The sequence below is a fragment of the Olleya sp. Ti.3.14 genome, assembly GCF_038154885.1.
Lineage (GTDB): Bacteria > Bacteroidota > Bacteroidia > Flavobacteriales > Flavobacteriaceae > Olleya.
Window position 1 is genome coordinate 152,323 of sequence record NZ_JBAKAO010000004.1, and the last position, 26,998, is coordinate 179,320.

The 26,998-nt window shown below is 29.9% G+C and carries 24 protein-coding genes; 4 read left to right on the forward strand and 20 right to left on the reverse strand.

The window, feature by feature from the left end:
• From V6251_RS08055 to V6251_RS08125, 15 genes are all read right to left on the reverse strand, one after another.
• A complete protein-coding gene (locus V6251_RS08055) occupies positions 1 to 969 on the reverse strand; it encodes a glycosyltransferase (RefSeq protein WP_341587802.1) in 969 nt (322 codons plus the stop codon).
• The gene (locus V6251_RS08060) at positions 960 to 2,420 is read right to left on the reverse strand and encodes a lipopolysaccharide biosynthesis protein (RefSeq protein WP_341587803.1); all 1,461 of its coding nucleotides are present in this window, start codon (positions 2,418 to 2,420) and stop codon (positions 960 to 962) included. Before V6251_RS08060 ends, V6251_RS08055 begins: the two co-directional genes overlap by 10 nt.
• A complete protein-coding gene (locus V6251_RS08065; protein WP_341587804.1) occupies positions 2,407 to 3,567 on the reverse strand; it encodes a hypothetical protein in 1,161 nt (386 codons plus the stop codon). Before V6251_RS08065 ends, V6251_RS08060 begins: the two co-directional genes overlap by 14 nt.
• Positions 3,558 to 4,877, reverse strand: coding sequence for an O-antigen ligase family protein (locus V6251_RS08070; protein WP_341587805.1), 1,320 nt, complete (start codon positions 4,875 to 4,877; stop codon positions 3,558 to 3,560). Before V6251_RS08070 ends, V6251_RS08065 begins: the two co-directional genes overlap by 10 nt.
• Positions 4,878 to 4,882: 5 nt before the next feature.
• Positions 4,883 to 5,890 carry an SDR family oxidoreductase gene (locus V6251_RS08075; RefSeq protein WP_341587806.1) on the reverse strand — a complete coding sequence of 336 codons (1,008 nt, stop codon included), beginning with the start codon at positions 5,888 to 5,890 and terminating at the stop codon, positions 4,883 to 4,885.
• A gap of 1 nt (position 5,891) precedes the next feature.
• Complete coding sequence (locus V6251_RS08080; RefSeq protein ID WP_341587807.1) at positions 5,892 to 7,163, reverse strand: nucleotide sugar dehydrogenase; 1,272 nt, start codon at positions 7,161 to 7,163, stop codon at positions 5,892 to 5,894.
• 128 nt (positions 7,164 to 7,291) lie between these two features.
• The gene (rfbD, locus tag V6251_RS08085) at positions 7,292 to 8,149 is read right to left on the reverse strand and encodes a dTDP-4-dehydrorhamnose reductase (RefSeq protein WP_341587808.1); all 858 of its coding nucleotides are present in this window, start codon (positions 8,147 to 8,149) and stop codon (positions 7,292 to 7,294) included.
• Positions 8,146 to 8,691, reverse strand: a complete 546-nt coding sequence (gene rfbC / locus V6251_RS08090) for a dTDP-4-dehydrorhamnose 3,5-epimerase (RefSeq protein ID WP_341587809.1) — start codon at positions 8,689 to 8,691, stop codon at positions 8,146 to 8,148. Before rfbC ends, rfbD begins: the two co-directional genes overlap by 4 nt.
• 3 nt (positions 8,692 to 8,694) lie before the next feature.
• Positions 8,695 to 9,558, reverse strand: coding sequence for a glucose-1-phosphate thymidylyltransferase RfbA (gene rfbA / locus V6251_RS08095; protein WP_292948139.1), 864 nt, complete (start codon positions 9,556 to 9,558; stop codon positions 8,695 to 8,697).
• Positions 9,559 to 9,578: 20 nt separating this feature from the next.
• Positions 9,579 to 10,589 carry a dTDP-glucose 4,6-dehydratase gene (rfbB, locus tag V6251_RS08100; protein ID WP_341587810.1) on the reverse strand — a complete coding sequence of 337 codons (1,011 nt, stop codon included), beginning with the start codon at positions 10,587 to 10,589 and terminating at the stop codon, positions 9,579 to 9,581.
• Entirely contained in the window at positions 10,579 to 11,637 is a 1,059-nt protein-coding gene (locus V6251_RS08105; protein ID WP_341587811.1) for a hypothetical protein, read from the reverse strand. The genes rfbB and V6251_RS08105 overlap by 11 nt, the downstream gene beginning before the upstream one ends.
• A gap of 25 nt (positions 11,638 to 11,662) precedes the next feature.
• Positions 11,663 to 12,718, reverse strand: coding sequence for a hypothetical protein (locus V6251_RS08110; RefSeq protein ID WP_341587812.1), 1,056 nt, complete (start codon positions 12,716 to 12,718; stop codon positions 11,663 to 11,665).
• Positions 12,719 to 12,731: 13 nt separating this feature from the next.
• Entirely contained in the window at positions 12,732 to 14,423 is a 1,692-nt protein-coding gene (locus tag V6251_RS08115) for a DUF6909 family protein (RefSeq protein WP_145004939.1), read from the reverse strand.
• Positions 14,424 to 14,451: 28 nt separating this feature from the next.
• A complete protein-coding gene (locus V6251_RS08120; protein WP_341587813.1) occupies positions 14,452 to 15,954 on the reverse strand; it encodes a GH3 auxin-responsive promoter family protein in 1,503 nt (500 codons plus the stop codon).
• Positions 15,954 to 16,823 (reverse strand): M23 family metallopeptidase, encoded by an 870-nt coding sequence (locus tag V6251_RS08125; protein ID WP_341587814.1) that lies wholly within the window; start codon positions 16,821 to 16,823, stop codon positions 15,954 to 15,956. The genes V6251_RS08120 and V6251_RS08125 overlap by 1 nt, the downstream gene beginning before the upstream one ends.
• A 116-nt stretch (positions 16,824 to 16,939) precedes the next feature.
• Between V6251_RS08125 and tatA the strand changes: the two genes are divergently transcribed.
• Positions 16,940 to 17,116 carry a twin-arginine translocase TatA/TatE family subunit gene (tatA, locus tag V6251_RS08130; RefSeq protein ID WP_341587815.1) on the forward strand — a complete coding sequence of 59 codons (177 nt, stop codon included), beginning with the start codon at positions 16,940 to 16,942 and terminating at the stop codon, positions 17,114 to 17,116.
• A gap of 66 nt (positions 17,117 to 17,182) precedes the next feature.
• Here tatA and V6251_RS08135 read toward each other — a convergent pair whose 3' ends face one another.
• Genes V6251_RS08135 through V6251_RS08150 form a run of 4 tightly spaced genes read right to left on the reverse strand, consistent with a single transcriptional unit; the run spans position 17,183 to position 22,584 of the window.
• Entirely contained in the window at positions 17,183 to 18,160 is a 978-nt protein-coding gene (locus V6251_RS08135; protein WP_341587816.1) for a DUF4837 family protein, read from the reverse strand.
• A 25-nt stretch (positions 18,161 to 18,185) separates the two neighbouring features.
• A complete protein-coding gene (locus V6251_RS08140) occupies positions 18,186 to 19,769 on the reverse strand; it encodes a lytic transglycosylase domain-containing protein (protein ID WP_341587817.1) in 1,584 nt (527 codons plus the stop codon).
• Between the two features lie 37 nt (positions 19,770 to 19,806).
• A complete protein-coding gene (locus V6251_RS08145) occupies positions 19,807 to 20,994 on the reverse strand; it encodes a phosphoglycerate kinase (protein ID WP_341587818.1) in 1,188 nt (395 codons plus the stop codon).
• Positions 20,995 to 21,009: 15 nt separating this feature from the next.
• Positions 21,010 to 22,584 carry an SPOR domain-containing protein gene (locus V6251_RS08150; protein ID WP_341587819.1) on the reverse strand — a complete coding sequence of 525 codons (1,575 nt, stop codon included), beginning with the start codon at positions 22,582 to 22,584 and terminating at the stop codon, positions 21,010 to 21,012.
• Between the two features lie 126 nt (positions 22,585 to 22,710).
• Between V6251_RS08150 and V6251_RS08155 the strand changes: the two genes are divergently transcribed.
• The 3 genes from V6251_RS08155 to V6251_RS08165 are packed head-to-tail and all read left to right on the forward strand — an operon-like array spanning position 22,711 to position 25,212.
• A complete protein-coding gene (locus tag V6251_RS08155) occupies positions 22,711 to 23,865 on the forward strand; it encodes a DNA polymerase III subunit (RefSeq protein WP_341587820.1) in 1,155 nt (384 codons plus the stop codon).
• A gap of 1 nt (position 23,866) precedes the next feature.
• Positions 23,867 to 24,784, forward strand: a complete 918-nt coding sequence (locus tag V6251_RS08160; protein WP_341587821.1) for a diacylglycerol/lipid kinase family protein — start codon at positions 23,867 to 23,869, stop codon at positions 24,782 to 24,784.
• Between the two features lie 32 nt (positions 24,785 to 24,816).
• A complete protein-coding gene (locus V6251_RS08165; protein ID WP_341587822.1) occupies positions 24,817 to 25,212 on the forward strand; it encodes a DoxX family membrane protein in 396 nt (131 codons plus the stop codon).
• Here the strand turns inward: V6251_RS08165 and V6251_RS08170 are convergent, their stop codons facing one another.
• Positions 25,213 to 26,943, reverse strand: a complete 1,731-nt coding sequence (locus tag V6251_RS08170; protein ID WP_341587823.1) for a hypothetical protein — start codon at positions 26,941 to 26,943, stop codon at positions 25,213 to 25,215. It lies immediately after the preceding gene.
• Between the last annotated feature and the right edge of the window lie 55 nt (positions 26,944 to 26,998).

Sequence of the window (26,998 nt, forward strand, 5' to 3'; positions counted from 1 at the left end):
TTAATTTAAAACTTTATAAATTACCTCTTTGTCTTGATATTTAAAGTATCCAATTATTAATTGCATAAAATATGATGGGCACAGTAATAAAAAAAATATACTACGTTTTTTAAGAGTCCAAAAAACTAAAAAGCCTAGCATTAACAAAATTATTAATAACTTATATCCTAAGGCTATTTTTAAAAATAGCGTTGTTATTGCCAATAAAAAAACAATAAAACTTAAAATCGTTTCGCTATTAAAATAATATAAATATTGATAAGCAGAACCATGCTTTACAGCTGATTTTAAACCCATACCTGGTGCGCCATAAAATTTTTTTGCTTTAGACGTTAACGGTAAGTACAAATTTAATAACTGAATAGATAGTTTTGGATTATCTGTATAATGTTGATTTAACATTTGTCGGGACAAGACTACATTATAATTGTTTTTTAATAGTCGTGCGTATAGTTCGTTTTCCTCGTTTGCAATTACATTTGGATTCCAATTTCCTATTTCCAACAGAGCCTTTTTTTGCAATAATACAAATCCTCCAAAAGTGTCTGATTTTTCACCATCATTGTTTCTTTTCAACCTTAAACGCTCATCTCCATTATCAAATATATCTAATGTAAGACCTCCAATACCTACTGTAGGTCCTTCTATGTGTTTATTGATTAAGTCGTTAATAGTGATGCTTTTTTCAAGGTTTAACACCATGTCACAATCCATAAATAATATGTAGTCTCCATTTGCATGTTTAGCGCCAACATTTCTACCTGCTGCTGCAGACAATCTACTATTTGACGATAGGCTAATTACTTTCCAATTTAATTGTTTTGCAATAGCAATACTATTATCCTGAGAGTTGGAATCGACATAAATTATTTCTTTTGCAAAAGACAACTCATCATGTGGTCTATTAACGTAATTATTTGTTAACAGGGTTTCACAGTTTCTTCCAATTATTACTACACTTATTTCCAAATTTTAAATTTTTTAAGAATGTTTAATAATTCTACTTTATTAAAGACCAATATTGTAGTAATAGCAATAATACCGGTCAATCCCTCAACCACGAAATTAATAGTGCCTGCATAATATACAAGTATTATTAATGCAATAATAATAATGGTTTTAATTGGTAATACAAAATGATATTTAACTGTATTTAAAGCGTATTTGGTATAAATAACACCAAATACTAAAGATATAATTCTTGCAATAACCAATCCTTCTAAATCATATAATGGTAGTAACAAAAAGGCACTAATAAGAAACGTTATGTTTTTTAAAATTGTATTTGTTAGTACTTTTTTATCTTCTCCTTTAACTATTAAAATATTTACATTTAAGGTGTCATAAAAATCAATAAAAGCAGTAATTATAAAAAGTAATAATAAAAATCTGTATTCGCTAAAAGTTGAGCCAAATAAATTTAAAATTAAATCACTAAACAATATAATTACAATAGAAATTAAAGCACATATTAAGTAATTAGCGTTAATAATTTTTCTGTAATATACTTTAATTTGATCTACTGCATTTATGTGGATTAAGCTTGATAAGCTTGATATTAACCCTCTGTTAATAATTTGTGGTATCATTTTAGACACGAAGGCAATTTTCATTATCCCAAAATATATACCTAAATATTTTAAATCATAAACAAATAGAATAATGATTTGATCTAATTTTTCATACAAGAATGTTAAAAATGTAGAGATATACATTAAAAATGAATATCTCCAAAATCCTTTTGGAAAATTGTATCCTTTTGTGTTGAAAACAATAAAATCTTTACTGTTCTTTTTTAAGATAAAAGTGATAGAAAAAATAATTGCTACAATAGAACTGAAAAAAATTAGCTCCCAACTTCTTACACCAAAAAAGTAAAATATGACAAGCATTATAAATAAGATGAAAAAATACATCTTAGAAGCAATAGCAAAATCTTTTAGCCTTAATAATGCACTTTGACTACTATTTAATATATAATACAATAAATAAAGTACAGACCATAGTATAATCCATTTTATAAAATATAATGGTGGTGTACTTTTACCAAGTAAAAACTCTAAATCAAATATAGAAAATTGACTAAGTAGTATAAAAAATAGAAAAATACCAATTAATAGTAAAAACGAGTATTTAATATATTTTGAAATAAACAGCGCTATTTTATCTTGACTAATAGAAGGAATATATCTGATCATCAAATTAGGACCTCCAAACATACCTACAGTAATAACAAGATTTAAAAGTATTTCAAGAAAACCATACTTACCCAAAAGCTCTGGTGATATCCTACCTAACATTAAACTAATTAAAAATTGTACAGGCGCAGCAATAATATTAATAATTAAAATCCATTTAAATCCTTTCTTGGTTTTATTATTAATATCAGCTATAAGATCTGAATCTTTATTTATATTCATTTGGCTTAAAGCTTTGCTTTTTTAAATTACTATAAGTTAATATGATAATAATTACTGGTATTATCATAAATTTTTGCCTGTTTGCTAACCCTAAATTATAGATAAAATAAGCATTAACAAATAAAAAGATAATACTATAAAAGAATAAAACAGTCATTGTTACGTTTTTAAAAATTTGTTTAAACGAGAATGAAAACGCACCCTTTATAATTATTATTAATAACAATATATTTTCTATAGCTACATATCTTTGAATCAAGTTTTGTGCAGAGATTAAATCTGGTCCAAATAAATAAATAATTATTTTTTGAAATATATTATAATCCTTAGGGTTAATGTAGGATCCTAAATCTATTTTTCTGACTGCATATCTAGTTACAAAATTAAGTTTGTTTTCAATGTATTCAAATACATCAATATTAAACTTATACTTAGCGATAAAATATATGGCTGTAATTATGATAACAAAACCTATAAACCACAAAAAATACTTGGTTTTTTTTAAAGCGTTAATCGCGTAATAAAGCGTCAGACCTAAAAATAAATATACAACAATATAAAATCTAATAAAAAACAAACCCACTAATATCAATACGATACTAATTATTTTTTGTTTGTTTAAAAATATCATTTTATAAAAAAGAGCCATTGTCAAAAATAAGGTCAAACTATCCTTTCCCATTGGTGAGGTCCACAAGTGGAATCCTGGTAAAAACAAAACTATAGTAGCTATGTTTATACCTAAAATAGATATAGGCTTACTAGACTTTAATTTCATTAAAATTTTATTGAATATTAAAAACCCATAAAATGATATAGATGAAAAAAGGATAAATAAAAGTAAAAAATCAAACTTTAAATATTTTACAAACGGATAAATTATAAATTTTATAAAACTTGCTCCTGTCCCAAATAAGGAAGACCAACTACCGCTAGACATTGCTGTATTATAATATGTAATTGCATCACTAGATTCTCGGGATAACATCCAACTAACAATACACATTCCAAAATGTATAATGAATAGTAATATAAATTTTGTATTACTAATAAGGTAGCTACTTCGTTTTATGTAACCATAAGTAAATACAAATAGAAGTAAACTTATTTTTAAAATAAAACTATATAATAAATAAACTAATTCCATTTATAATTATTTTGATTTTCCTCTTTTACAAAAAAGTAGAGCATCGTATTAAAGATTGAAAAAAACAAAATACCATGCGAACGATATAAAATGTTTTCAAAACCCATGTTTACAACTATAACAACTAAAAAAGAGAGATATAAAAAACTGTTTTTTGATACAGATATACCGTTAATTATTAAGTATATAAAAGCCAAAAGTGCTAAAATACCTCCTGATAGATATAAATGAAAATAATTATTATGGCTGTTTAGTTTACCTTTTAACTCACTTGTAAAATTACTATCTTCATAACAATCCAATAAAACGTCATTTGCAGCACCCAATCCATAACCAAGTAAAGGACTATCTTTTACTAATTTTATACTACATTTATTAATTGCTGCTCTTCCACTTAAATCTTTGTCAGAATCACTAAAAGTGTTTTTTATAAATTGTGTAACCTGATTATAATTTACATTAAAAATAGAATTTGAATTTAATTTACTTTTGATAAAAGGACTTGCTATTAAAAGTATTCCAGACACTACCAATGCTCCGATAAAGATAATTTTTTTATTTAAAAATTTAAATACAAATAATACGGACATTAGCCCTAAAACAAAAATATTAGGCATTGAAAACCAATGTATCAATACAACTAAAAAAAGAAATATAAGTAAAACAGAAACCAGTTTAAACATCTTCTTTTTTGTTTTAGAAAATTGATAAACTAATATAAATATTGAGAATAAAACAAACATAGACATATACGCCTTATGAAACATTAAAGAAGGCGGTTGGTACTGGACATGTATTGCTTTTAGTAAAATTTTATTAAAAGGAATAAAAAAAGATTTTACAAACTTAACAGGGTAAATCTCATTTCTAAAACCAAACTCTTTATATGGCGAAAGTTTTAAAACAATAAAATTATATAAATAAATTATATAAATAAGGTTTGCAAACACAAACGTATTTAATATGACAGGAATTTTCTTTTTAATTTGATTTTTGTAACAAAAAAAAAAGACAAATGGCAGAAGGATTAATGGTAATATTTTTCTAATTTCTTCAATACCTTTACTAAAGTTACTTGAATATATTAAAGAAAAAATTAGGACTAGAACAAATATTGTATGTTTTAGAAAAGGTATTAAAGCTCCATTGTTATAATTCTCATTAATATTTTTATAGTTAAAAATTAAAGAAGCAACCACAAATAGTATTACTAAAATAGTAGATACTCCAAAGGGTAATACCGGAAAAAAAACTAAAAGAAACAGTAAATTTTCTGGTCGTTTTATATATTTAATTTTTTCAGAAATCATAGAAATTACTTTTCCAATGATAAAAAGTCTTTATTTTTTATAAACCAATCAAAAGTAATTTTTAAGCCATCTTTAAATTTATATAAAGGACTATAACCAATGAGTTTATTAGCTTTACTAATATCCGCTAACGAGTCCCTTACATCTCCAGCTCTGTTTTCTCCATAAATGACTTCGTTATTAGAATTAGCTAATGTTTTAATGTTTTGACATAATCCGTTTACACTAATTCTGTCTCCAACAGCAACATTAAACACCTCATGTTTGTCAAAATTTGAAAACAATGATTTAATATTTGCCTGAACTACATTTTCAATAAAAGTAAAGTCTCTGGTTTGTTCTCCATCACCATTAATTTTAATTGGATTTCCTTTAACAGCTGCATCCATAAATAAAGGTATTACAGCTGCATATGCGCCATTTGGGTCTTGTTTAGGGCCGAAGACATTAAAGTATCTTAATCCTACTGTATGAAAATTATACGTTTGCGAATAGATATCTGCATACAACTCGTTTACGTATTTTGTTATAGCATATGGCGATAAGGGTTTTCCTATAACATTTTCAACTTTAGGTAGTGTTTGACTATCACCATAAGTACTTGAAGATGCAGCATAAACCATTTTTTTAACAGTTTTAGATTCTTTTGCTGTTTGCATTATATTTAAAAACCCATTCACATTAACTTCATTAGATGTTAATGGGTCAGCAATAGATCTTGGAACAGATCCTAATGCTGCTTGATGTAAAACAAAATCAACACCTAACATGGCCTTATTACAAACGTTTAAATCCCTAATATCTCCTTCAATAAATTCAAAATTAGGAGCGCTTAAAAATTGATCAATATTTTTTTTGTGACCATTAGATAGGTTATCTAACACAATTACTTTTTTAGCATCATACTTTAAAAGATATTCAACTAAATTAGAACCAATAAAACCTGCTCCTCCTGTTACTAGAAATGTAAATTTTGATAAGTCTTGATTATGATATTTGTTTTGATACAGCATTTTATAATCTTTTATTTATTTTATTTATATCTAAGCTACCTTTAACATCATACACTATTGAGTTACGATGCTTTAAGCTGTCTAAATTAATTTCTGAAAACTCTTTATGTGCTACAACATGGACTATAGCATCATATTCTCCTGAAAGTGTTTCAATGGTATTAATTCCGTACTCGCTTTTAACCTCATCTGTATTTGCCCACGGATCATAGACATCAACATTCATATTAAAGTTTGTTAAAGCATTATAAACATCAATTGCTTTTGTATTTCTAATATCTGGGCAATTCTCTTTAAAGGTTATACCCAACATTAAAACTTTTGCGTTTTTGATAGTAATATCATTAGTTACCATTAGTTTTAAAACTTCAGTAGCCACATATTCTCCCATACTATCGTTTAATCGTCTTCCTGCTAAAATAATCTCAGGATGGTAACCAACTTCTTGTGCTTTTTGAGCTAAATAAAAAGGATCAACACCAATACAGTGTCCTCCTACTAAACCTGGTTTAAATGGTAAAAAGTTCCATTTTGTACCTGCTGCTTCTAAAACAGCGTGTGTATCAATATCTAATTTATTAAAAATCTTAGCTAGTTCGTTTACAAATGCAATATTTATATCTCTTTGTGCATTTTCAATTACTTTAGCAGCTTCCGCAACTTTAATTGTTGGTGCTAAATGTGTTCCTGCTGTTATAATTGATGCATATAGGTCATTAACTTTAATACCTATTTCTGGAGTAGACCCAGAGGTAACTTTTAAAATATTTGCTACGGTATGTTGCTTATCTCCTGGATTAATACGCTCTGGCGAGTAACCACAGAAAAAATCTTTATTAAATTTTAATCCACTTTCTTTTTCAAGAATAGGGACACACTCGTCTTCTGTTACTCCTGGATAAACGGTTGACTCATAAATTACGATATCATCCTTTTTTAATAATTTTCCGACAGTTTCTGAAGATTTGATTAATGGTGTTAAAATAGGTCTATTGTTTTTATCAACAGGTGTTGGAACTGTCACTATATAAATATTACAATCGGCTATTGCATTATAATCAAAACTTAACTTTAAACCCTTATCTGAATCTGATTTAAGAACATGTTTTAGGTTGTCATCACTAACCTCTAAAGTGGAATCATGTCCATTATTTAGACTATTGACTCTGTCTTTATTTATGTCAAATCCTACAACTTTATATTTTTTAGCAAACTCTACTGCTAATGGAAGACCAACGTATCCTAAACCTATAATTGCGATTTTATTATTCATGTTACTTTTTATTAAGGACTCTAAATAGAGTTAATTTATTTATCTATTATTTTCAAATTTAGGACACAAATATAGCTTATTGATATATCTTACGTAATTAAATTCCTATAATTAAAGTTTTTCAAACTTTAAGATCCATGGTTATTTAAATGATTTTTTAAACTTTTTTCCCAATCTAAAACCTTTAAATCAAAGGTGTCTATTATTTTTGTTTTATCCATTACACTGTACTTTGGCCTAAGTGCTTTGGTTACATATTCCAAAGAGCTTACTGGTATAAGTTTGATTTTGGTATTAGTTAATTCAAATATCTTATTCGCAAAATTAAACCACGTTGTTTCACCTAAGTTACTAAAATGATATAGCCCAAATGCATTTTTATCGCTATTAATTACCTTTACAATAGCTTTTGATAAATCGTTTGCATTTGTAGGAGTCCCTTTTTGATCATTAACAATACTTAATTCACTTCTTTTTGATGCTAGATTTAGCATCGTTTTTACAAAATTATTTTTAAATTCAGAATATAACCAAGAAGTTCTAATTACATAATAGTCGGTTAATATAGATTGAATTTCATGTTCTCCTTGCAATTTAGTTGTTCCGTAAACACCTAAAGGGTTTGTTATATCTGTTTCTTTGTATGGCGTTTCCGCTTTACCGTTAAAAACAAAATCTGTTGAAATATGAATTAAAATTACTTTAAATTTTTTAGAAGCTTCAGCTAAATTTTTAGCTCCTAAAGTATTTATATTATAAGCTATATCACTATCTTCTTCTGCTTGGTCAACTGCTGTATATGCAGCACAATTAATACAGTAATCAAAATTGTTTTCACTAAAAACTTTGTTAATCTGGTTGACATTAGTAACATCTAACCCTTTACTATCTAAAAAAACAAAATCTAAAGTGTCTTGTTCTTTAGATTTTATTTTTAAACATGATCCTAGTTGTCCGTTTGAACCTGTTACAAGGATTTTTTTCATTTGTAAAGTGCTTTTATAGTTGGAAGAATCTTATCTTTTTCTGAAACTATAAATTGATCAGGACTAAGTTTCCAATCTATATTTAAGTCTTTATCATTGTATATTACACCGTTTTCAGAGTCTTTATTATATACATTATCACATTTATAATTAAATACTGCTGTCTGACTTAGTACTATATAACCATGTGCAAATCCTCTGGGTACAAAAAGTTGTTTTTTATTATCCGAAGATAACTCAACAGCTATATGTTGTAAAAAGGTTTCGGAATCTGGTCGTAAATCTACTGCTACGTCCAATACTAAGCCTTGTGTCACCCTAACTAATTTAGCTTGGGCAAATTCACCTTCCTGAAAATGAAGCCCTCTTAACGCTCCTTTATTAGAGAAAGCCTCGTTGTCTTGAATAAAATCAATTGCTTTACCTATTAATGATTCAAATTTACTTTTATTATAGCTTTCAAAAAAATAGCCTCGAGTATCACCAAAAATGGTTGGTTCAAAAATGAAACAATCTTTAAGTTTTGTATTGACAATATTCATTTATTATTGATTTACTAAACTAATTAAATGCTCACCATAACCACTTTTTAGTAATGGTGTTGCTAAATCTATTAATTGTTGTTTAGAAATAAAACCACTACTATATGCAGCCTCTTCTATTGCTCCTATTTTTAAACCTTGACGCTCTTCTATCACTTGAACAAACTGTGATGCTTGCATCAACGAGTTAAATGTCCCTGTATCCAACCAAGCGGTACCTTTATCCAGAATAGATACTTGTAATTTACCCTGTTCTAGATATGCTTTATTTACATCTGTAATTTCCAATTCACCTCTATGACTTGGTTTAATGTTTTCTGCAATTTGGATTACATTGTTATCGTAAAAATAAATTCCAGGAACTGCGTAATTTGATTTTGGTTTTTCTGGTTTCTCTTCAATGGATAATGCTTTACCTTCTTGATCAAAGTTTACAACACCATAACGCTCAGGATCTGTAACATGATAAGCATACACAATACCACCATCTGGATTGATATTTGATTTTAATAAATCCGATAGACCTGTTCCATAAAATATATTATCTCCTAATATTAATGCTACTTTATCTTTTCCGATAAAATTTTTTCCTATAATAAAAGCTTCGGCTAATCCGTTAGGAGCCTTTTGCACTTCATATTCAAAATTACATCCTAATTGGCTACCATCACCTAACAATTGTTTAAATAAAGGCAAATGGTCTGGTGTAGATATAATTAAAATTTCTCTTATACCTGCATGGATTAACGTGGATAAAGGATAATATATCATTGGTTTATCATAAATAGGCATTAATTGCTTACTTAATACTTTGGTTAAAGGATGTAACCTTGTACCTGATCCACCTGCTAATATAATTCCTTTCATTAATGATAATTTATTAACTATTATATTTTTTTTAAATACCAGTCAATGGTTTTTCTAATTCCGGACTCAAAATTCTCGTCTGCTTTCCAGCCTAGATCGTTTTCAATTTTTGTAGCATCAATAGCATATCTTAAATCGTGACCTGGTCTATCTTTTACAAAGGTAATTTGCTCTTTATAAGATTTATTTGCTGGCTTAATATTGTCCAAAATTGAACATATAGTATCCACAATAGTTAAATTGTTACGCTCATTTCTACCTCCTATATTGTAAGTCTCACCAGATTTACCTTGTGTAAAAACTAAAGCAATACCTTTGCAGTGGTCTAGAACATACAACCAGTCTCTAATATTTTTACCATCTCCATAGATAGGAATATTTTCTCCTGAAAGCGCTTTTCTAATTATTGTTGGAATTAATTTTTCATTGTGTTGTTTAGGTCCATAATTATTAGAACAATTTGTTGTAACAACATTAAGACCATATGTATGAAAATAGCTTCTAACTATAAAATCTGAGGCTGCTTTTGAGGCGCTATACGGACTATTTGGTGCGTATGGTGTATCCTCTTTAAATAAACCTGTATCACCCAAAGAGCCATAAACCTCATCCGTAGATATATGATGGAATCTATTATTTTCTTTTCCTTTTTTAAATTGAAAAGGAGCTGACATCCAATAAGATTTTGCTACATCTATTAAATTAAAGGTTCCTGTAATATTAGTATCTATAAAAGCTCCTGGATTAGTAATTGAATTATCCACATGAGATTCTGCTGCAAAATGTATAACACCATCAAATTGATGCGTATTAAACAACTGCTCAATTAAACCTCTATCGCAAATGTCACCTTTTACAAAAGTATAATTAGGATTATTTTCAACTTCATCTAAATTAGATAAATCACCAGCATAGGTTAAGTTGTCTAAATTTACCAGATTTACGTTAGGGTTTTCATTTAAATAATACGATATAAAATTAGAACCAATAAAACCTGCTCCTCCTGTAACAAGTATGGTTTTATTCTTCATAATTTAAAGTAAAAGTGATTATTTTTTTAATCATGAAAAATAATATCAGTATTACTAAAGATAGTATTGGGAAAATAATTGAATATTTTTCTTTCCAATGACTTGATATGTTACCAACTTCCTGAAAGCTAGATATTACCTCAAATACAACATCTTCTTCTATTTTTTGTTCCTCTAACTTTTTTAACTCGTTTCTTATTCTTTGTTCTTCTTGTAATAGCTCGTATTCTCTAGTTTTTTGACCATCACTACCTGATATAGATATGTCGCCAATTTTAAAGCTTTTTTCTTTATTATTAGACTCTCTTTCTATTACATTAATATAAATATTTTGTAAATCTTTTACTTGTTGTAATTGATCTTCAAGATTTTCTTTTTGAATATTAATTAAATCATCACGCCTTTTCATGGCTTTGTTTGAATAATTATTTACAAAAGAAGTTAATATACCATCTTCCAAATCTTTAAATACATTAGCTTTTGAGGCATATGCCTTAATTAAAAAGAACTTTCCTGCATACTCACTTCTATTACTGATAAAGTCATCAAAAGAATATTCTTGAGATCTTACACTGTCTAATTGCGCTATAAATTTCTCGTATTGCAACAGCTTGTCATTTTCTGTTTCAGGTCCAGGCTCTATACTAAACCCATTAATAGCACCTACTGTTTCTTTATCAATCTTAAATATTTTTTGTAAAGATTGCGTGTCACCACTAGCTATTAATGCGTTAAAATAATCAATATTATTAACCAATTGAAACTTAGAGTTAAAATAAGGCTCTACCAACATCTCTGCTTGAAAAGCAGTAGGTTTAGTTTTCTCTAAAGCATATCCAATGACAGCAGCTAATAGCACAATACCTAAAATAATTTTCCATTTAGTAATAAAAAACCTAAGCGTAAAAATTAATACTGAAAATATATATTTAAGTATTCTAAATATATTGTTTAATAATTTATTAAAAGCATTACCTATTAGGTTAAAAAAAACAACTAAATCTACTTCTTCGTTGTTTGATTTTATTTCTTTATTATTTTCACTCATTGTAAAATATTGTACTATTTAACACCTATTTATAATTGACTACATGCTTATAAAACTTTATAAAAGAGCCTACTAAAGCTAGTAAAACTAATGCTATAAGGGGAATTATTATTTTATATTTTTTATACCAAATGTTTTCTAAAAGTCCTTTTTCTTTAAATGAAGAAATTTTTTCAAATATTTCGTCATTAACTACCAGCTCTTTTTTAAGTCCATTTAACTGTTTTAAGATGTCCAATTCTTTTGTCAATAATTGGTCCTCTTTTGTTTCTGTTTTCTCTACTTGAAAACCTAAAGAACTGCCTAGATTGGAAGATACTATATTTTTTTCTGATTCTTTTTGTAATACATCCAAGTACGCATCTTTCATCTTTCTAACTTCAACTAAAGATAACTCTAAGTTTTCTTTTTCTAAAATTAAAACAGAGTCTCTTTTTTTCTTTTCTATATCAGAAAACACGTTGTTTATAGATTTAGACAAACCACCTTCCAACTTTTTAAATATCTTATAATTGTGGGAACGCGCTCTTAACAAAAATACATTGGCAGTATAAATATTTCTATTATCTATATAGTCTTCAAAAGTAATTTTAGTCTTTGTTGTACTATCTAAGGTTTTTAAAAACCCATTAAAGCTTTCTAATTGTTCGTTTTTTGACTCTGGACCTATCTCTGCTTCAAAACCTATAAGAGATTTTGCTTCTGTTTCATTTATTCCAAACTGGGATGTTAATTCTTCTGTGTCGCCAACTGCAATCAACGAGTTGTAATATTTTATACTGTTTATCAATTCATATTTTGATTGAAATTTAGGTACTACAAACATTTCAGAATAATACACCTTTTCTTTTTGTGTATCTAATACATAACCTATAATTATTGCCACAACAGCAACTGCAAGTATAATTTTTATATTAATAAATATGGCTCTAATTAATGCTATAAACAGACCATAAATACCAACAAAAATTGATTTGACAAAAACCAATAATTTATTAATCGTATTTCCAATTAAATTGAAAAAAACAATTAAATCCACGTCGTCCTTATTGTTTTTTTCAGGTTGTAACTCTTTACTCATACTTTTTATATATTTAATTAAATATTTGTTGTAAAATTTTCCTAGTAATTAAATAGGTTGGTTTTACACCTGAAGTACCTAGTCCACCAGAAGCTAATGTTCCACCAGATTCCAATGGATTATCACTAGCATAGTATGCGTATCTTACTTTTACGTTTGGATTTATACTACCTCTAACTTTAGATGCTGCTTGTATTGCTTTTTGATAATGCGCACCTTCCATTTCAAGTCCAATTACATTCCAAGTAGAATTATAAAAAAACTTTAATATATCCTTATTTTGAAGTGATGTTCCTAAAACGGTAATCATACTTCCTTCATATACTGCAACACCTTGATTTTCTAAATCAGACTTGTTTAACTCATTTTCAAAAGGATAATTATCTGCTGTTCCTTCAAAAATATGTGCCGAAGGTATCATTATATCTCCTTTTGCGCCTTCTAATATACCTGCTTTACCCATTATTGATATAGACTCGATATTTAGATGTGTTTTGGTGTCTCCTTCTCTAAACGGTTTTAAAAACTCGTCAATTGTTTCATACGCTTGTTCTCCAAAAGCATAATCCATAACAAAAAGCACAGGTGCTTCAGAATTTTTATCTTGTTTTGGTAAGTTTAAGTCTGTCTTTGATAAGTCAAGCTTAGCAGTATCAAAAATCTGAACATCTATATTTGTTCCAGAAGTGTCTGGAATAAAAATCATACCTTGTTGCAACGCCTTTTGGGTGACCTTATTACGCAATGCTTTATTATCGCTTTGGCTTAAGGCTTCGTACACTTTAAAAATTTCGGTTTTAGAGGTTTCGGCTTTTAATGCAATTGGAGAGTATAGTGTATTCATGACACTATGTAAATTGGCACTAATAATATGGATTGGTCTTTCTAAAAGACCTTCTTTTTTAAGTGTATTTTTTATCGTGTTAGCCCAGATTTCACCATGGATATGGTGACCTAATCGTTCTCTTAACACTGGACTAAATGTTACAGTACGTTTATTATTATTAACAACCTCATCAATTGCTAATTTACCTAACCAATATACAATATGTAATAAACGCTCTGGTTTATTTGGCAATGCAAAAACGTTATAAACGGTAGACAGCTCTTTAAACGTGCGTCCTAAAATATTTGCGGTATGCGTGATCGCAATTTCACGTTCTTTTTGCGTTAATTTTTTCTTGTTTAATACTGCTGCTTCTAGCTTTTGCCAATCTCTTGTTGTTGCGCCATTTTCATCAATAATAACTCGCTTACTAATTTTATGAGATTCGACAAATAAAAAGGTTAAATGCGTTAATATATCATAAATCTCAGAGCGACCTCTAGTGATTTCAATATTCATTTGCTCATCATCAATACGATAGCAGTTTCTTCTTCGTTTTGGAGGAATTATAGCTTCAAAATGAGAATCCTTATAGCCTTCATCACTAGTTAGATTAATAAATCGACACTCTTCAATACCATGAGGCAATCTATCAATTACGTAAAGTAACCCTTCAAGCTCTGCTTTTTCTTCAGATATAGACCCATAAATTTCTGGTCTAAGCACTAATAATGCTTCACGAAGTGTCTCTCCAGACACACCCATTGGCTTGTAAAACCCTCTATTAAACAAGTGACGCATAGTAATATACATACGTTCTATTGCATTTGAGCTTTCTTGAGCTCTCGTTCTTTCATGTTGTTTTATCATACTACTCATGTAATGTGTTTAATGGCCAAAGATAATATTATTTAGCTAAAATGTGTGGTTTTAAAGCGTCAGCTATTTTGCGGTCATTAGCTAGACGTGGTATTTTATTTTGACCTCCTAATTTACCAATAGATTTCATGTAATTTTGAAATCCATTTTTATTAACCTTACTAATTTTTAAAGGTTGTAATACTTTTCCCTCTATCAAATCTAAGTAATAACTGTTTTGTTTTTGCAACGAAGCGTCTATTTTTTTTGCTAAAGCAGAAATGTCTTTTGGTGCGTTTTCAAATTCTACAAACCATTCATGATATGGTAATCCTACTTCCGGATTAATTTGTGGCGCAACTGTAAACTCATTTATTCTTATATCTGTCCCTTGTGTAGCCTCTTTCATGGCTTGTTCGACCTCTTTACCAATAACATGTTCTCCAAAAGCCGAAATAAAATGTTTTATCCTACCAGATACAATTACTCTATAGGGTTTTGTGTCTGTAAACATTATAGTATCTCCAATATTATAAGCCCATAAACCAGCATTAGTAGATATAATCATTACATAATTAACGCCAACCTCCACATCTTTAATTGTAATACGTTTTGGATTGTTATCAAAAAACTGATCAGCTTTTACAAACTCGTAAAACATTCCAGAATCAAGTTGCAATAACATTCCTTTTACATTTTGTTTGTCCTGAAAAGCAAAAAATCCTTCACTTGCTGGATACAACTCAATACTATCCACTTTTCGACCTATTAAGTTTTCAAATTTTGCACGATAAGGTTCATAGTTAACACCTCCAAAAATAAATAGGTTGAAATTTTTAAATATGTCTCCTACTTTTTTACCTGTTTTTTGTTGCAGTTTTTCAAAATACATTTGTACCCACGAAGGTATTCCGGATATTATTGACATGTCTTGATTAACTGTCTCCTCGACAATCGCTTCTACTTTAGTTTCCCAATCCTCAATACAATTAGTTTCCCATGATGGCATTCTATTTTTTTGAAGATATTTAGGGACAAAGTGCGCTACAATACCAGATAGTCGACCTAGTTGTATCCCATTTTGTTCTTTTAAAACTGGGCTTCCTTGTAAAAAAATCATTTTTCCGTCTACAAACTTGGCGTTTCCTGTTTCATGTATGTAAAGTAAAATAGCATTTCTAGCTGCGTTTACATGGTTTGGCATACTGTCTTTAGTTAACGGAATATATTTTGCGCCTGAAGTTGTACCTGACGTTTTTGCAAAATATAATGGTTTTCCTGGCCACAAAATATTCTCTTGACCAGCCACAACCTTGTCCACATAAGGTTTAAGGTCTTCATAATCCCTAATTGGTACACGTTTTACAAAGTCTTGATAATTATTAATACTAATAAAATCGTGATCAATACCAAAGGTTGTACTTGAGGCTTGGCTAATAAGATCTTTAAACACTTTATCTTGTGTTTGAATTGGGTTATTGGCCCATTTTTGCACTTTTTTATAAATGCGTTTTGCAAATGGTTTAGCTAAAGCTGCTTTAATTGATGGCATTATTTAAAATCTATAAAATTAGTTGGGTTTACTGGATAACCGTCACTCCATAATTCAAAATGAAGGTGTGGACCTGTAGATAACTCGCCTGTATTTCCTGCAGTAGCAATCACTTCTCCTGCTTTAACCAAATCGCCTTGCGCTTTAGTTAAAGAAGCGTTGTGTTTGTACACAGATATTAGACCTTGACTATGTTCGATTATAATAACGTGACCAGTTTGAGCAGTCCACTCGGCAAAAATTACAGTTCCATCTGCAGTAGATTTTATAGGCGTGTCTTTAGCAACGACAACATCCACAGCGTAGTGTTTAGTTTTAACGTTATAGTTTTCGCTAATTGTACCATTTACTGGTGGAAATAAAACAAAGTTTGCTTTGGATGTAGCGGTTTCAAACAAGCTATATTTATCTTCTTTATCTACTTTTTGTCTAAGAATCGAATCTTCTTTAATTGGATTTAAATCAACTTGACTGGCTTCTAATTTAGCAGCCTGTATGATAGAATCTTTATTAAACTTAACCGAACTTACTTCGCCTTGTAACACTTGTTTTATAGACGCAAAATATTTTTCGTTTAAATCAATTGTACGTTGTAAAGAATCTGTTTGAAAACTTAATTTAACAGCTTTCTTTTTAAGCGTTGTGGATGAATATCCTGGAATATATTCCTTTAAGGGTGTGAAGGCTATTAAAATAGTAGTTAAAACAATTAATAAAATAGCAGATATTGTTCCAAGTATAAACACGTTTAATCGTGTTAAATTAAGTGAAAGACGTTCTTCAAAAGTATCATCGTTTAAAATAACTAAACGGTACTTGTGAAGTAGTTTCTTCTTAATTTTTTTAGATTTTTTTTCAGATTTTACCATATTAAAAACAAAAGTAAATAAAAAATTGTGCTAACATCTTTAGCTAAAGCTAAAGTTAGTGTTTTAACGTTATTATTAAAGTTTAATTATTAACTTTGTGGTCTAAATTTTTAGTTATGATTTCAGCAAGTATATTTTTAGGTATGATTGGACCTTGGCAAATCGCAATTGTAGTGGTTTTGGTTTTATTATTATTTGGAGGAAAGAAAATTCCAGAATTAATGCGTGGACTAGGTAGCGGAATTAAAGAGTTTAAAGACGCTAGCAAAGAAGAAAACGAAGAGAAAAAGTAAATTTTACTTTATCATATAAAAAAAACCAATGCAATGCATTGGTTTTTTTTATGACTTAAAACTGCTTTAGTTAATTTTCAAGGATTTAATAATAGATTCTAGCTCTAATATATAATCACGCTTATTAACTGATGGTGCAAAGGTAAAACCTTCTAATACTACATAACGGTTATTAATTTTATCTTCTACCATGTAGTTAACAAATGGTCCTGCATTATATGTGCCTTCAATATCCCAAGTGCTTCTTACTTCATAAGTTGGTTTATTATCAATTATAGTTGTGAATAGAAAGGGTGTGTAAGCTTCTTCGGTTTTCATGTATGAGCCATCTATTGGCCCAGGAATATACTTTTTACCAACACTATCTCTAATGGTTATAATTTGCTGTGTAATATCACCTTCTTTATCTATAGCATCTAATGGTACTTGGTACACCATAAAATTATTAGTTCCTGTTGTTAAATTTTTTCTAACCCAGAAAAAATCACCATCCTCTTTAGCTATTCTATAGATAGATGGAAACTTAACAGAGATTCCTAATTTTTTTTCTATATTATTATTTGTGTGCAGTGAGTTGCTTGTCAACGCTTGACGTGCTTCAATTTCTTGGTTTTTAAACGTATCTAAAATTTTATCTTTATTAGCCTTTAATACCTCAATTAGCTTAGTATCATTTGGTCCAGATATAACTATAACTTTTTGTGGTTGTGCATAGGCATCTGTTGCTATTTTAATCTCAGACTTGTCGCTTTTTTCTATTTTTAAAACAATTCTATTTTTTGCAGCAAATCCCGAAAAAACTTGTGGCGGAATTTGATTAATATCAAACATAGGCTCTGGTTGTGGTAATCCAGGTACAACAGTAGTTAATACGTCTCTAATAGCGTCTCCAACACTACCTTTCCATAACTCGTTATCTACAACAACACTAACGTTATATAAGTTTCCTGAAGATTTTGGGACCATACGCTGATTTTGTTTTGTCCCTTCGTTGCACGATAATATTGTGCATACTAATACAATTAATACAGCTAATTTTTTCATTTTATTATGCTATTTAAATGATTACTTACCCTTTAGAAACTAAAAGTTTCATTCCTGGTTTTAATTTAGTACCACTAATATCGTTCCAATCTTTAATATTTTGGACAGAAATACCAGAAAACTTTTGAGAGATACTCCATAGACTATCGCCTTGTTGCACAGTATATGTTTTTCCGTTTACTGGCTTAGTACTTTTTTTAGCCGAAGCTACAGCTTTAGATTGGCTTACTGGCACTCCGTTTCTAGGATATATGGTTAATCGCTGACCTATTTTAAGGTTATTGTTGCGCATCCCGTTCCATTGCTTAATTTGACTTACTCTAACGCCAAATTTCCTGGCTATTTTACCTAGATAATCTCCTTGTTTTACCCTATATCGTGTTTTGGTATCAGAATCCTGAAATTGAGGTAAAGGTTTTTCTCGTTTATCCAATTCTGCTTTTGCATGAGCATACAATTGGTCCTCGTTGTTTACAAAAGCTCCAATAATATTTCGTGGTAAACGTAGTGTGTAATTTTTTCCTTTTATATAAGGTATAACGTCTAATTTGTATGCTGGATTTAAAAACTGAAGTGTCTCTATCTCCACACCTGTATACTCTGACACTTGGTCTAGAGTAATCATTTGTTTAACGTGAATTGTATCTGTTTCTATTAAATGAAACTCTGGTTTATGTTGTACAAAGCCATGCTCCTTTGCGTATTCAAAAATATACATAGTGGCTAAAAAAGCTGGCACATAACCAGCAGTTTCTCTAGGTAAATTAGGTCTAATATTCCAATAGTTTTGATAACCACCAGAGCGTCTAATAGCCTTGCTAACATTACCTGGACCAGAATTATATGCAGCTAATGCTAAATCCCAATCTCCAAATAATTTATATAACTTTGATAAATATTGTGAAGCAGCAATAGTCGCTTTAATAGGATCACTACGCTCATCCACATAACTACTTACATCCAAACCATATTCCTTACCTGTTGCAAACATAAACTGCCATAAACCGGTTGCTCCAACTCTAGATCTAGCTCTTGGTTTTAAAGCAGACTCTACAATTGCTAAATATTTCATTTCTAAAGGAATGTCGTAATTATCAAGTTCGCGCTCAAACATAGGGAAGTAATAATTACTTAAACCCATTAAGCGCTCAAATGAATGATGACGATTTTTTAAAAAGGACTTAATAACGCTTTCTAAACCAGGATTATATTCAACATTAAAAGGTGTTCTTGCGTTTAAGCGAGAAAGCCTAGCTTTTAAAGTATCTGTAGTCAACTCTGGATAATAAACTGCATCATATTTTAATCCTGAAACGTCTCTATAAATAGTATCATAAAGTGTGTTACTGTATAACTCTTCAAGCCATTTTTTATCAATTTTAGAAGCAAATTCGTGATCTTCTAAAACTTGTGGTAAAGGTTGTAATCCTTCTACTGTTTTTTTAAAGTAAGCTTGACCATCAATTATTGTATCAATAACGTAGTTTTCTCCTTCTATCAGTTTATCCTGAGTTAATCTTGTTTGCGCTTGTAATGTGTCTTGAGCCACACTAAATGTAAAGCCAAATAGGACTAATAAAAAGGAAATATATGTTTTTAAATGCTGCATTTATTATTTGTTTGATTTTATGCTGTAACGTTTACTTTTAGTCTAAAATTGCAGCAATTCCTGGAAGGGTTTTACCTTCTAAACTTTCTAGCATTGCTCCTCCTCCTGTACTTACGTAACTTACTTTGTTTTCAAAACCAAATTGCTTAACTGCAGCAACAGAGTCACCACCTCCAACTAAAGAGAATGCTCCATTTTTAGTAGCTTCTGCAATGGAGTTACCTAACTCTATCGTTCCGTTTGCAAAATTTTCCATTTCAAAAACACCTAAAGGACCATTCCAAAGTATTGTTTTGCATTGCATTACAACATCATGGAATATAGCTTTGGATTTTGGACCAGCATCTAAACCTTGCCATCCGTCAGGTATTTTATTAACATCCACAACTTGGGTGTCTGCCTCGTTGCTAAACGCATTTGCTGCCAAAACATCTACTGGTAAATGTATCTGTACGTTTTTTGCTTTAGCTTGTTTTAAAATGTCTAATGCTAAGTCCATTTTATCATCTTCGCAAATGGAATCTCCCACACTACCTCCTTGTGCCTTAACAAAGGTAAAAGTCATACCTCCTCCAATAATTAAGTGATCTACTTTGTCTAAAACGTTTTCTATTATAGTAATTTTAGAGGATACTTTTGCACCTCCAAGCACTGCTAATACTGGTTTTTCGCCAGTTTTCATTACTTTATCAATACTTTTAATTTCTTGCTCTAATAAGTAACCAAAACATTTTTTTTCTGGAAAAAACTGTGCGATTATTGTTGTAGACGCATGCGCTCTGTGTGCTGTACCAAACGCATCATTTACATATATGTCTCCTAGTTTGGCTAGTTTTTCCGCGAAAGCGACATCGCCTTTAGACTCTTCTTCATGAAAACGTAAATTTTCTAAAATAAGTATTTTTCCTGGTTCAAGGTTAGCTGCTGCTTTTTCTGCAGCTTCACCTACACAGTCCGAAACAAACTGAGTCTCGACACCAATAATATCTTCTACTTTATTTGCTATGTGTTTTAACGAAAACTCCTCTTGAGCACCTTTTGGTCTTCCTAAATGAGACATTAAAATACAACTTCCACCATCTTCTAATATTTTGATTATGGTTGGTTTTGCTGCTTGAATTCTGGTAGCATCTGTAACATTAAATTGTGCATCTAAGGGAACATTAAAGTCTACACGAATTAAAGCTTTTTTGTTTTTAAAATTAAAGTCGTTAAGTGTTTTCATTTGTTTGCTATGTTTTTAGTTTAGGTTTGCTTTTAAAACCCAAGTATCTCTATATCTGTAATTTGTTTTTAAATCTTCTGCCATTTTAAAGGCTTCTTCTGCGGTATCTCCTCTAAATAAATAAACGTAATTCCAACTGTTTTTAGGGTTAATAAACGCTTTTGCTGTATACCCTTTATTAGTTAAATAATCTGTCCATTTTCTTGCTCTCATATTTTCTGCAAAGACACCTGCTATAACATAATAGCCACCTTCTATTCCTGCAATAGTTGTCGCTTTTTTATTTTTTAAATATTTAAATGCTTTGGACTTTAATCCACGTTTTGTGTAACTATACGGTTGACGTTTCTTTTTAGTATTATAGCTTGGTACTGTTTCTGGTTGTGATCTAACAATCTCTGGAGATACATTAGCTGTTTGACTTGCACTTGGGTTATTATCTTGTACAATGTCGTCAAAATAATTTTGAGCTATTTCTGTTTGAAATGCTGTAAAATATAGGTAAAATCTATCTGCTTGTGTCTTTAATCTAAGCGTTGTTTGACTTGTACTATTATTAATTATTGCATTATTATAATTAGGAATATCAAGTTGTGCAATATCAAATCCAAGCGTATTCTCACTATTAGGTAATCGATCCCTATTTTTTATACTATTATTAGTAATTGAACTATTGAAAAAGTTTTGTTGATAACGTGCTCCATTACTTAACGATTGGAAACTACCATCACGCTGCTTTATGATTGCAAAATCATCACCTTCTAATGCGGAATCTCCTTCCAAAGCAGATAGTATTACCGATGTTTTTACATTTCCTTTTTCTACGGATTTAAAATTTTTAAATTCTAAATCCAAAGGTTCTTGCTTATTAATTAAAGCAAAACCATGATAGGTTGATATGTATCTTGGATTGTCTGTAGGTGATTGGTATACTACGTATAACATCCAACCTGCTGCACTACCACCAGACAAATAGCCTTCTGTAGCTTTTACATTAGCAACGACATAATCGCCTGATTTGTTTTCTGCTTGTTTTAATAACGATGTTACGTCTGCATAACACACATAAGGTGCATTAATGGCGTGTGTTGGATCTGTAGAGCCATCATATATTACTTCTCCTGTTAAATCCTGATACTCTTGATTAGGTAATTTAAATTTAATCTGATTAATTACTGCAGATCGCTCTCCACTTCCACGATAATCGTAATTACCTTTTTGCTCTTTACGTGTTCCTTTTTCATAGGCATAGGTTGCTGACCAATATAAACCTGCATATGCTATTTTTTTAAAGTCCTCTGGTAAGGTTAGCGTTGCTTGGCTAGAGCTAAAAGTTTCGGTGTCTCTGTCAATGTCAACATAACGCATTTTAGTATCGTCGTTATTAACCGTTAAATCATTAAAAGCATCTTTATCATCCTCACTTAAAATGTTATTACCAATTACTGCTGTATCTCCAAAAATGTAGAATTCGTTTAAAGATTTAAATTCAAGACCTCCATTGGTGACTGAATTTACTTGTTCAGTTTCTTGCGCAATAACATGGTAAGATCCTGTTATAATAAAAAGTAAGCCAAATAACTTTTTCATTTTAAAGATATAGAACAATTAATAATCCTCAAATATATACAAATACTGCCATACTTTAAATTTGTTAAGCTAAAATCAATTTTTAATAAAAATAGTTTTTCAATAATAGGAAAACTATATTTGCCTATGCTTTTCAGTGATATTTTAGGATTAAATCATATTAAAAAACACTTAACCACAAGTGCTAATAATGGTCGTATACCACATGCTCAACTTTTTGTTGGACCTGAGGGTTCCGGAACCTTGCCTATGGCTATTGCTTATGCACAATATATTTTGTGTAAAAACACTTTGGGTGAAAACACCGGAGAAAACGAAGTTTGTAATTTAAAGTTTAATAATTTTTCTCACCCAGATTTACACTTTGCGTTTCCTGTTACCACTACAGATAAGGTTAAAAAACATCCAGTTTCTTCTTATTTTTTAGAAGAATGGAGGCAATTACTTAAAGAACAACCTTACGGAAACTTATTTGATTGGTACAGACTATTAGGCGTTGACAATAAACAAGGTCAAATAGGTGTAGATGAAGCTTTAGATATTGTAAAAGCGTTAAGTTTAAAATCTTACGAAGGTGGTTATAAAGTCATGCTAATTTGGATGGCTGAAAAAATGAATACACAAGCTGCTAACAAGCTGCTTAAATTAATTGAAGAGCCACCAAACAATACCGTTTTTATTTTAATTGCAGAAGAGGAAGAACAGATTATTAACACCATAAGATCGCGTTGTCAAATTTTGCATTTTCCTCCATTAGCCGAAGATGATATTAAATCGGGAGTTATTAAACAATTTAATCTGGATGATGCTACTGCTACAAAAATAGCACACCAAGCGGATGGAAATTATAATAAAGCGTGTGATTTAGTCTATCATGATAGTGAAGATGACCAATTTGAACAGTGGTTTATTTTTTGGATTCGTGCTGCTTTTAAAGCTAAAGGAAATAAAGGTGCAATCCATGATTTAATTGGATGGAGCGAAGACATTGCTAAAACTGGACGAGAAACACAAAAACAGTTTTTAAATTTTTGCTTAGATTTTTTCAGACAGGCCATGTTACTAAATTATGGTGCTGAAGAATTAGTTTACTTTGAAACTAAAAGCAAAAATTTTGATATAGCTAAGTTTGCTCCTTTTATTCACAATAATAATATAATGGATATTTCTAACGAGTTAAACGATGCTATTTACCATATAGAACGTAACGGAAATTCTAAAATAATACTAACAGACTTAAGTATTAAGCTAACACGATTACTACACGCTAAACAAGACTAAATTGACAGCAAAACGTAATTATTTTGTAATCATTAATCCTGTTTCTGGTAATGGACATGGTAAAAAGGTTTGGCTAGCTATACAGTCCAAATTAAATCTTTATTTTAATATTGAGTTTCGTTTTACAACTCATTCCAATCACGAAATTGAAATTACACATACAGCTATTAAAAAAGGCCATAAACAATTTATAATTATTGGTGGTGACGGTACATTAAACAATTTTATTAATGGTGTATTTAGTCAGGATAATAGTAATTACAAGAGCATCATTTTTGGCGTTATACCTGTTGGAACTGGTAATGATTGGGTAAAGACACATGGTATATCAAAAAACATAAATAAGGCTTTACAAACTATTTTAAACGGAACAATTAATACTCAAGATGTTGGTTGCATTAAATACTTAGATCAAAACATTTCAAGTAAATATTTTTTAAACCTAACCGGAATTGGCTTTGATGGTTTAGTGGTAAACATTGTTAAAAACAACAGGACTTTTGGTCAATTAACCTACATTTTAGGCGCTTTAAAAGGACTTTTTAAATATCGTTTTTTTGAAACCAAAATAACTACAAATTCTGAGGTTATAAACATAAAGTCATGCTTTATGATACAGATAGGGATTTGTAAATACACTGGTTCTGGTATGCAATTAACGCATAAAGCAAATCCTAAAGATGGCCTATTTGATATAACCTTTGCTAACCGTTTTTACAAATGGGATATTATAAAAAATATCTTTAAATTATTTAATGGTAAAATAGTGTTTCATAACAAAGTAAAAACCTTTAAGACAAATAATATTTTAATAGAAAATAGCAATACTAATACATACTTTCAAGCCGATGGAGAACAAATTGCTCCTGGTAAAATCACGATATCTATTATTAATAACGGAATCCAGTTTTACTGCTAAAAGTGACTAACTAATTTTGAAAACCAACTTTTATGAATAACGTACTTAATAACATTACAGAGCTAATTTTACTACTGTTTTTAGCTATAACTTTTTTACAATCGGGATACGATAAAATAACCGATTGGAAAGGTAATATGGAATGGCTAAAAGGTCATTTTTCAAAAACATTTATGGCTAATATGGTACCTTTAAATGTCGCTATAATATTAATTTTAGAAACCATTGCAGGATTGTTTGCTGTAATAGGTTGCTTTACGTTAATAATTGATAGTAATACCAGTTTTGGTTTTTATGCTGCAATTTTAAGCGCTATAACACTACTGCTTTTATTGTTTGGCCAACGTGTTGCAAAAGATTATGATGGCGCAAGAACTATTGTAATTTACTTAATTCCAACTTTAATGGCCTTGTATATACTTAAGTAGTTAATAGTCAATCATATTAACTTTAAATACCCAATTTTGATTAAAAAGAGCGTTATTAAGTAATGTTTTATGTTGCATGTAAGCATCATAAAAATTTTGAGTATGAAAGACGTAAACATAAAATAACTGTTCAGTTTCATCAATAAGTATCTGACTATCGTAACCTTTTTCTTTTAAATATTTTTGCCAATTAATTGCATTTTGGGATTCGGAAAAAAACTTATTTATAACATAATAACCTTCTTTTGCACCTTCTATAAATGCTGCGTTTTTTTCCAATAACAATTTAAATGCTTGTGTTTCTAAAGGTTTGTCTTCTATTTTTAATGCGCGCACATAATTAGTAGATGAAATTAAAACATCTCCTTTAGATAGCGCTTCATTTTGTGACTTAGACGATAGTATCTCACTAGACATAGGCACAACCAATTCTTGCTTTAGCTCCTTATTAATAATTACTGGTTGTTTTAAAGCAAAGGATTGTGCAGTAATGTTAAAATTTTCGGTTTGACCGATAGTTTTAATATCCGTTTTAGAAATAGCTTTTACTGTTTTAATATTAGACTTAACTGACTGATTATCAGATATCGATACAGTATTTGGATTAATTTTTTCTGACGTTAAAACAATAGCATTTACAGGTGTATTTGATTGAATTTCTTTTAAAAATGATTCACTAATTTCAGTATTAAAAGCAGTAAAAAACAAGTAAAAACGATCCTGTTTGGTATTAAAAATAAGGTCTACTTTTTCTGTTCCATTTACTATTACTGCCTTATCATTATTTGGTAAGGTAACTGTTGCCAAATCAAATCCTAAAGTGTTGCTACTGTTTGGATATCTAACAGTATTAGCTGTGGATACAGAAGTTATTTGACTACTAAAGAAATTATCTTTATCCCTATTTACAGCTTGTAATTGCCACGCTTTGTTAGTTACTGGGTTAGCGACAATGCATTGATCTCCAGACAACGCAGAATCACCTTCTAAAGTTGCTAATACAATTGCTGTACTAGTTGCTCCTTTATCTGGTGTTTTAAACTCGTCCAATGAAATTATTTCTGGTTGATTACCAATATGAGAAAAACCATTAAAAGTAGTAATATACTTAGGTTTGCTAGTTGGTGCTTCGTAAACCACATACAACATCCAGCCAGCTGCACTTCCACCAGCTACGTATCCTTGGGTTGCATTAATATTAGCAACTGTGTATTCTCCATTTACTTGTTTAGCCTCTTGTAATTGTTTAGTAACATCTGCAAAGCAAACGTAAGGAGCATTTAAAGCAAACGCTGGAATTTTTGCTCCATCAAACAGCACATTACCTGTAATATTTTGATAATTTTCTCCAGGTAATTTAAGTTTTACCTTGTTAATTAATGACCTATTTTTTTGTCGATTACCTTGAAAATAAAATTGCGCATCCTCTTCTCTTCTTGTACCTTTTATATAACTGTATGTTGCAGACCAATATAAGACTGCATATGCAATTTTAGACTGATTATCAGGTAATTTAAGATTGGCAGAACTAGATGAAAACGTCGTTTTATCCTGATCAATATCCACATAGACCATATCAATATCATCGTTGGTTAACAGATAATCATTGTACGGTTCTTGTTTATCTTTACTTAATATGTTATTACCTATTACTGCAGCATCACCATAAATATAAAACGCTTTTTGCGTTGTAAATGGTACTGTTTGCTGAGCATAAGTAAACGAAAACATAGAAATGAAGATAGCAAAGCGCAAAAGCAAGCCTCTCATAATCTTTATTGAAAAT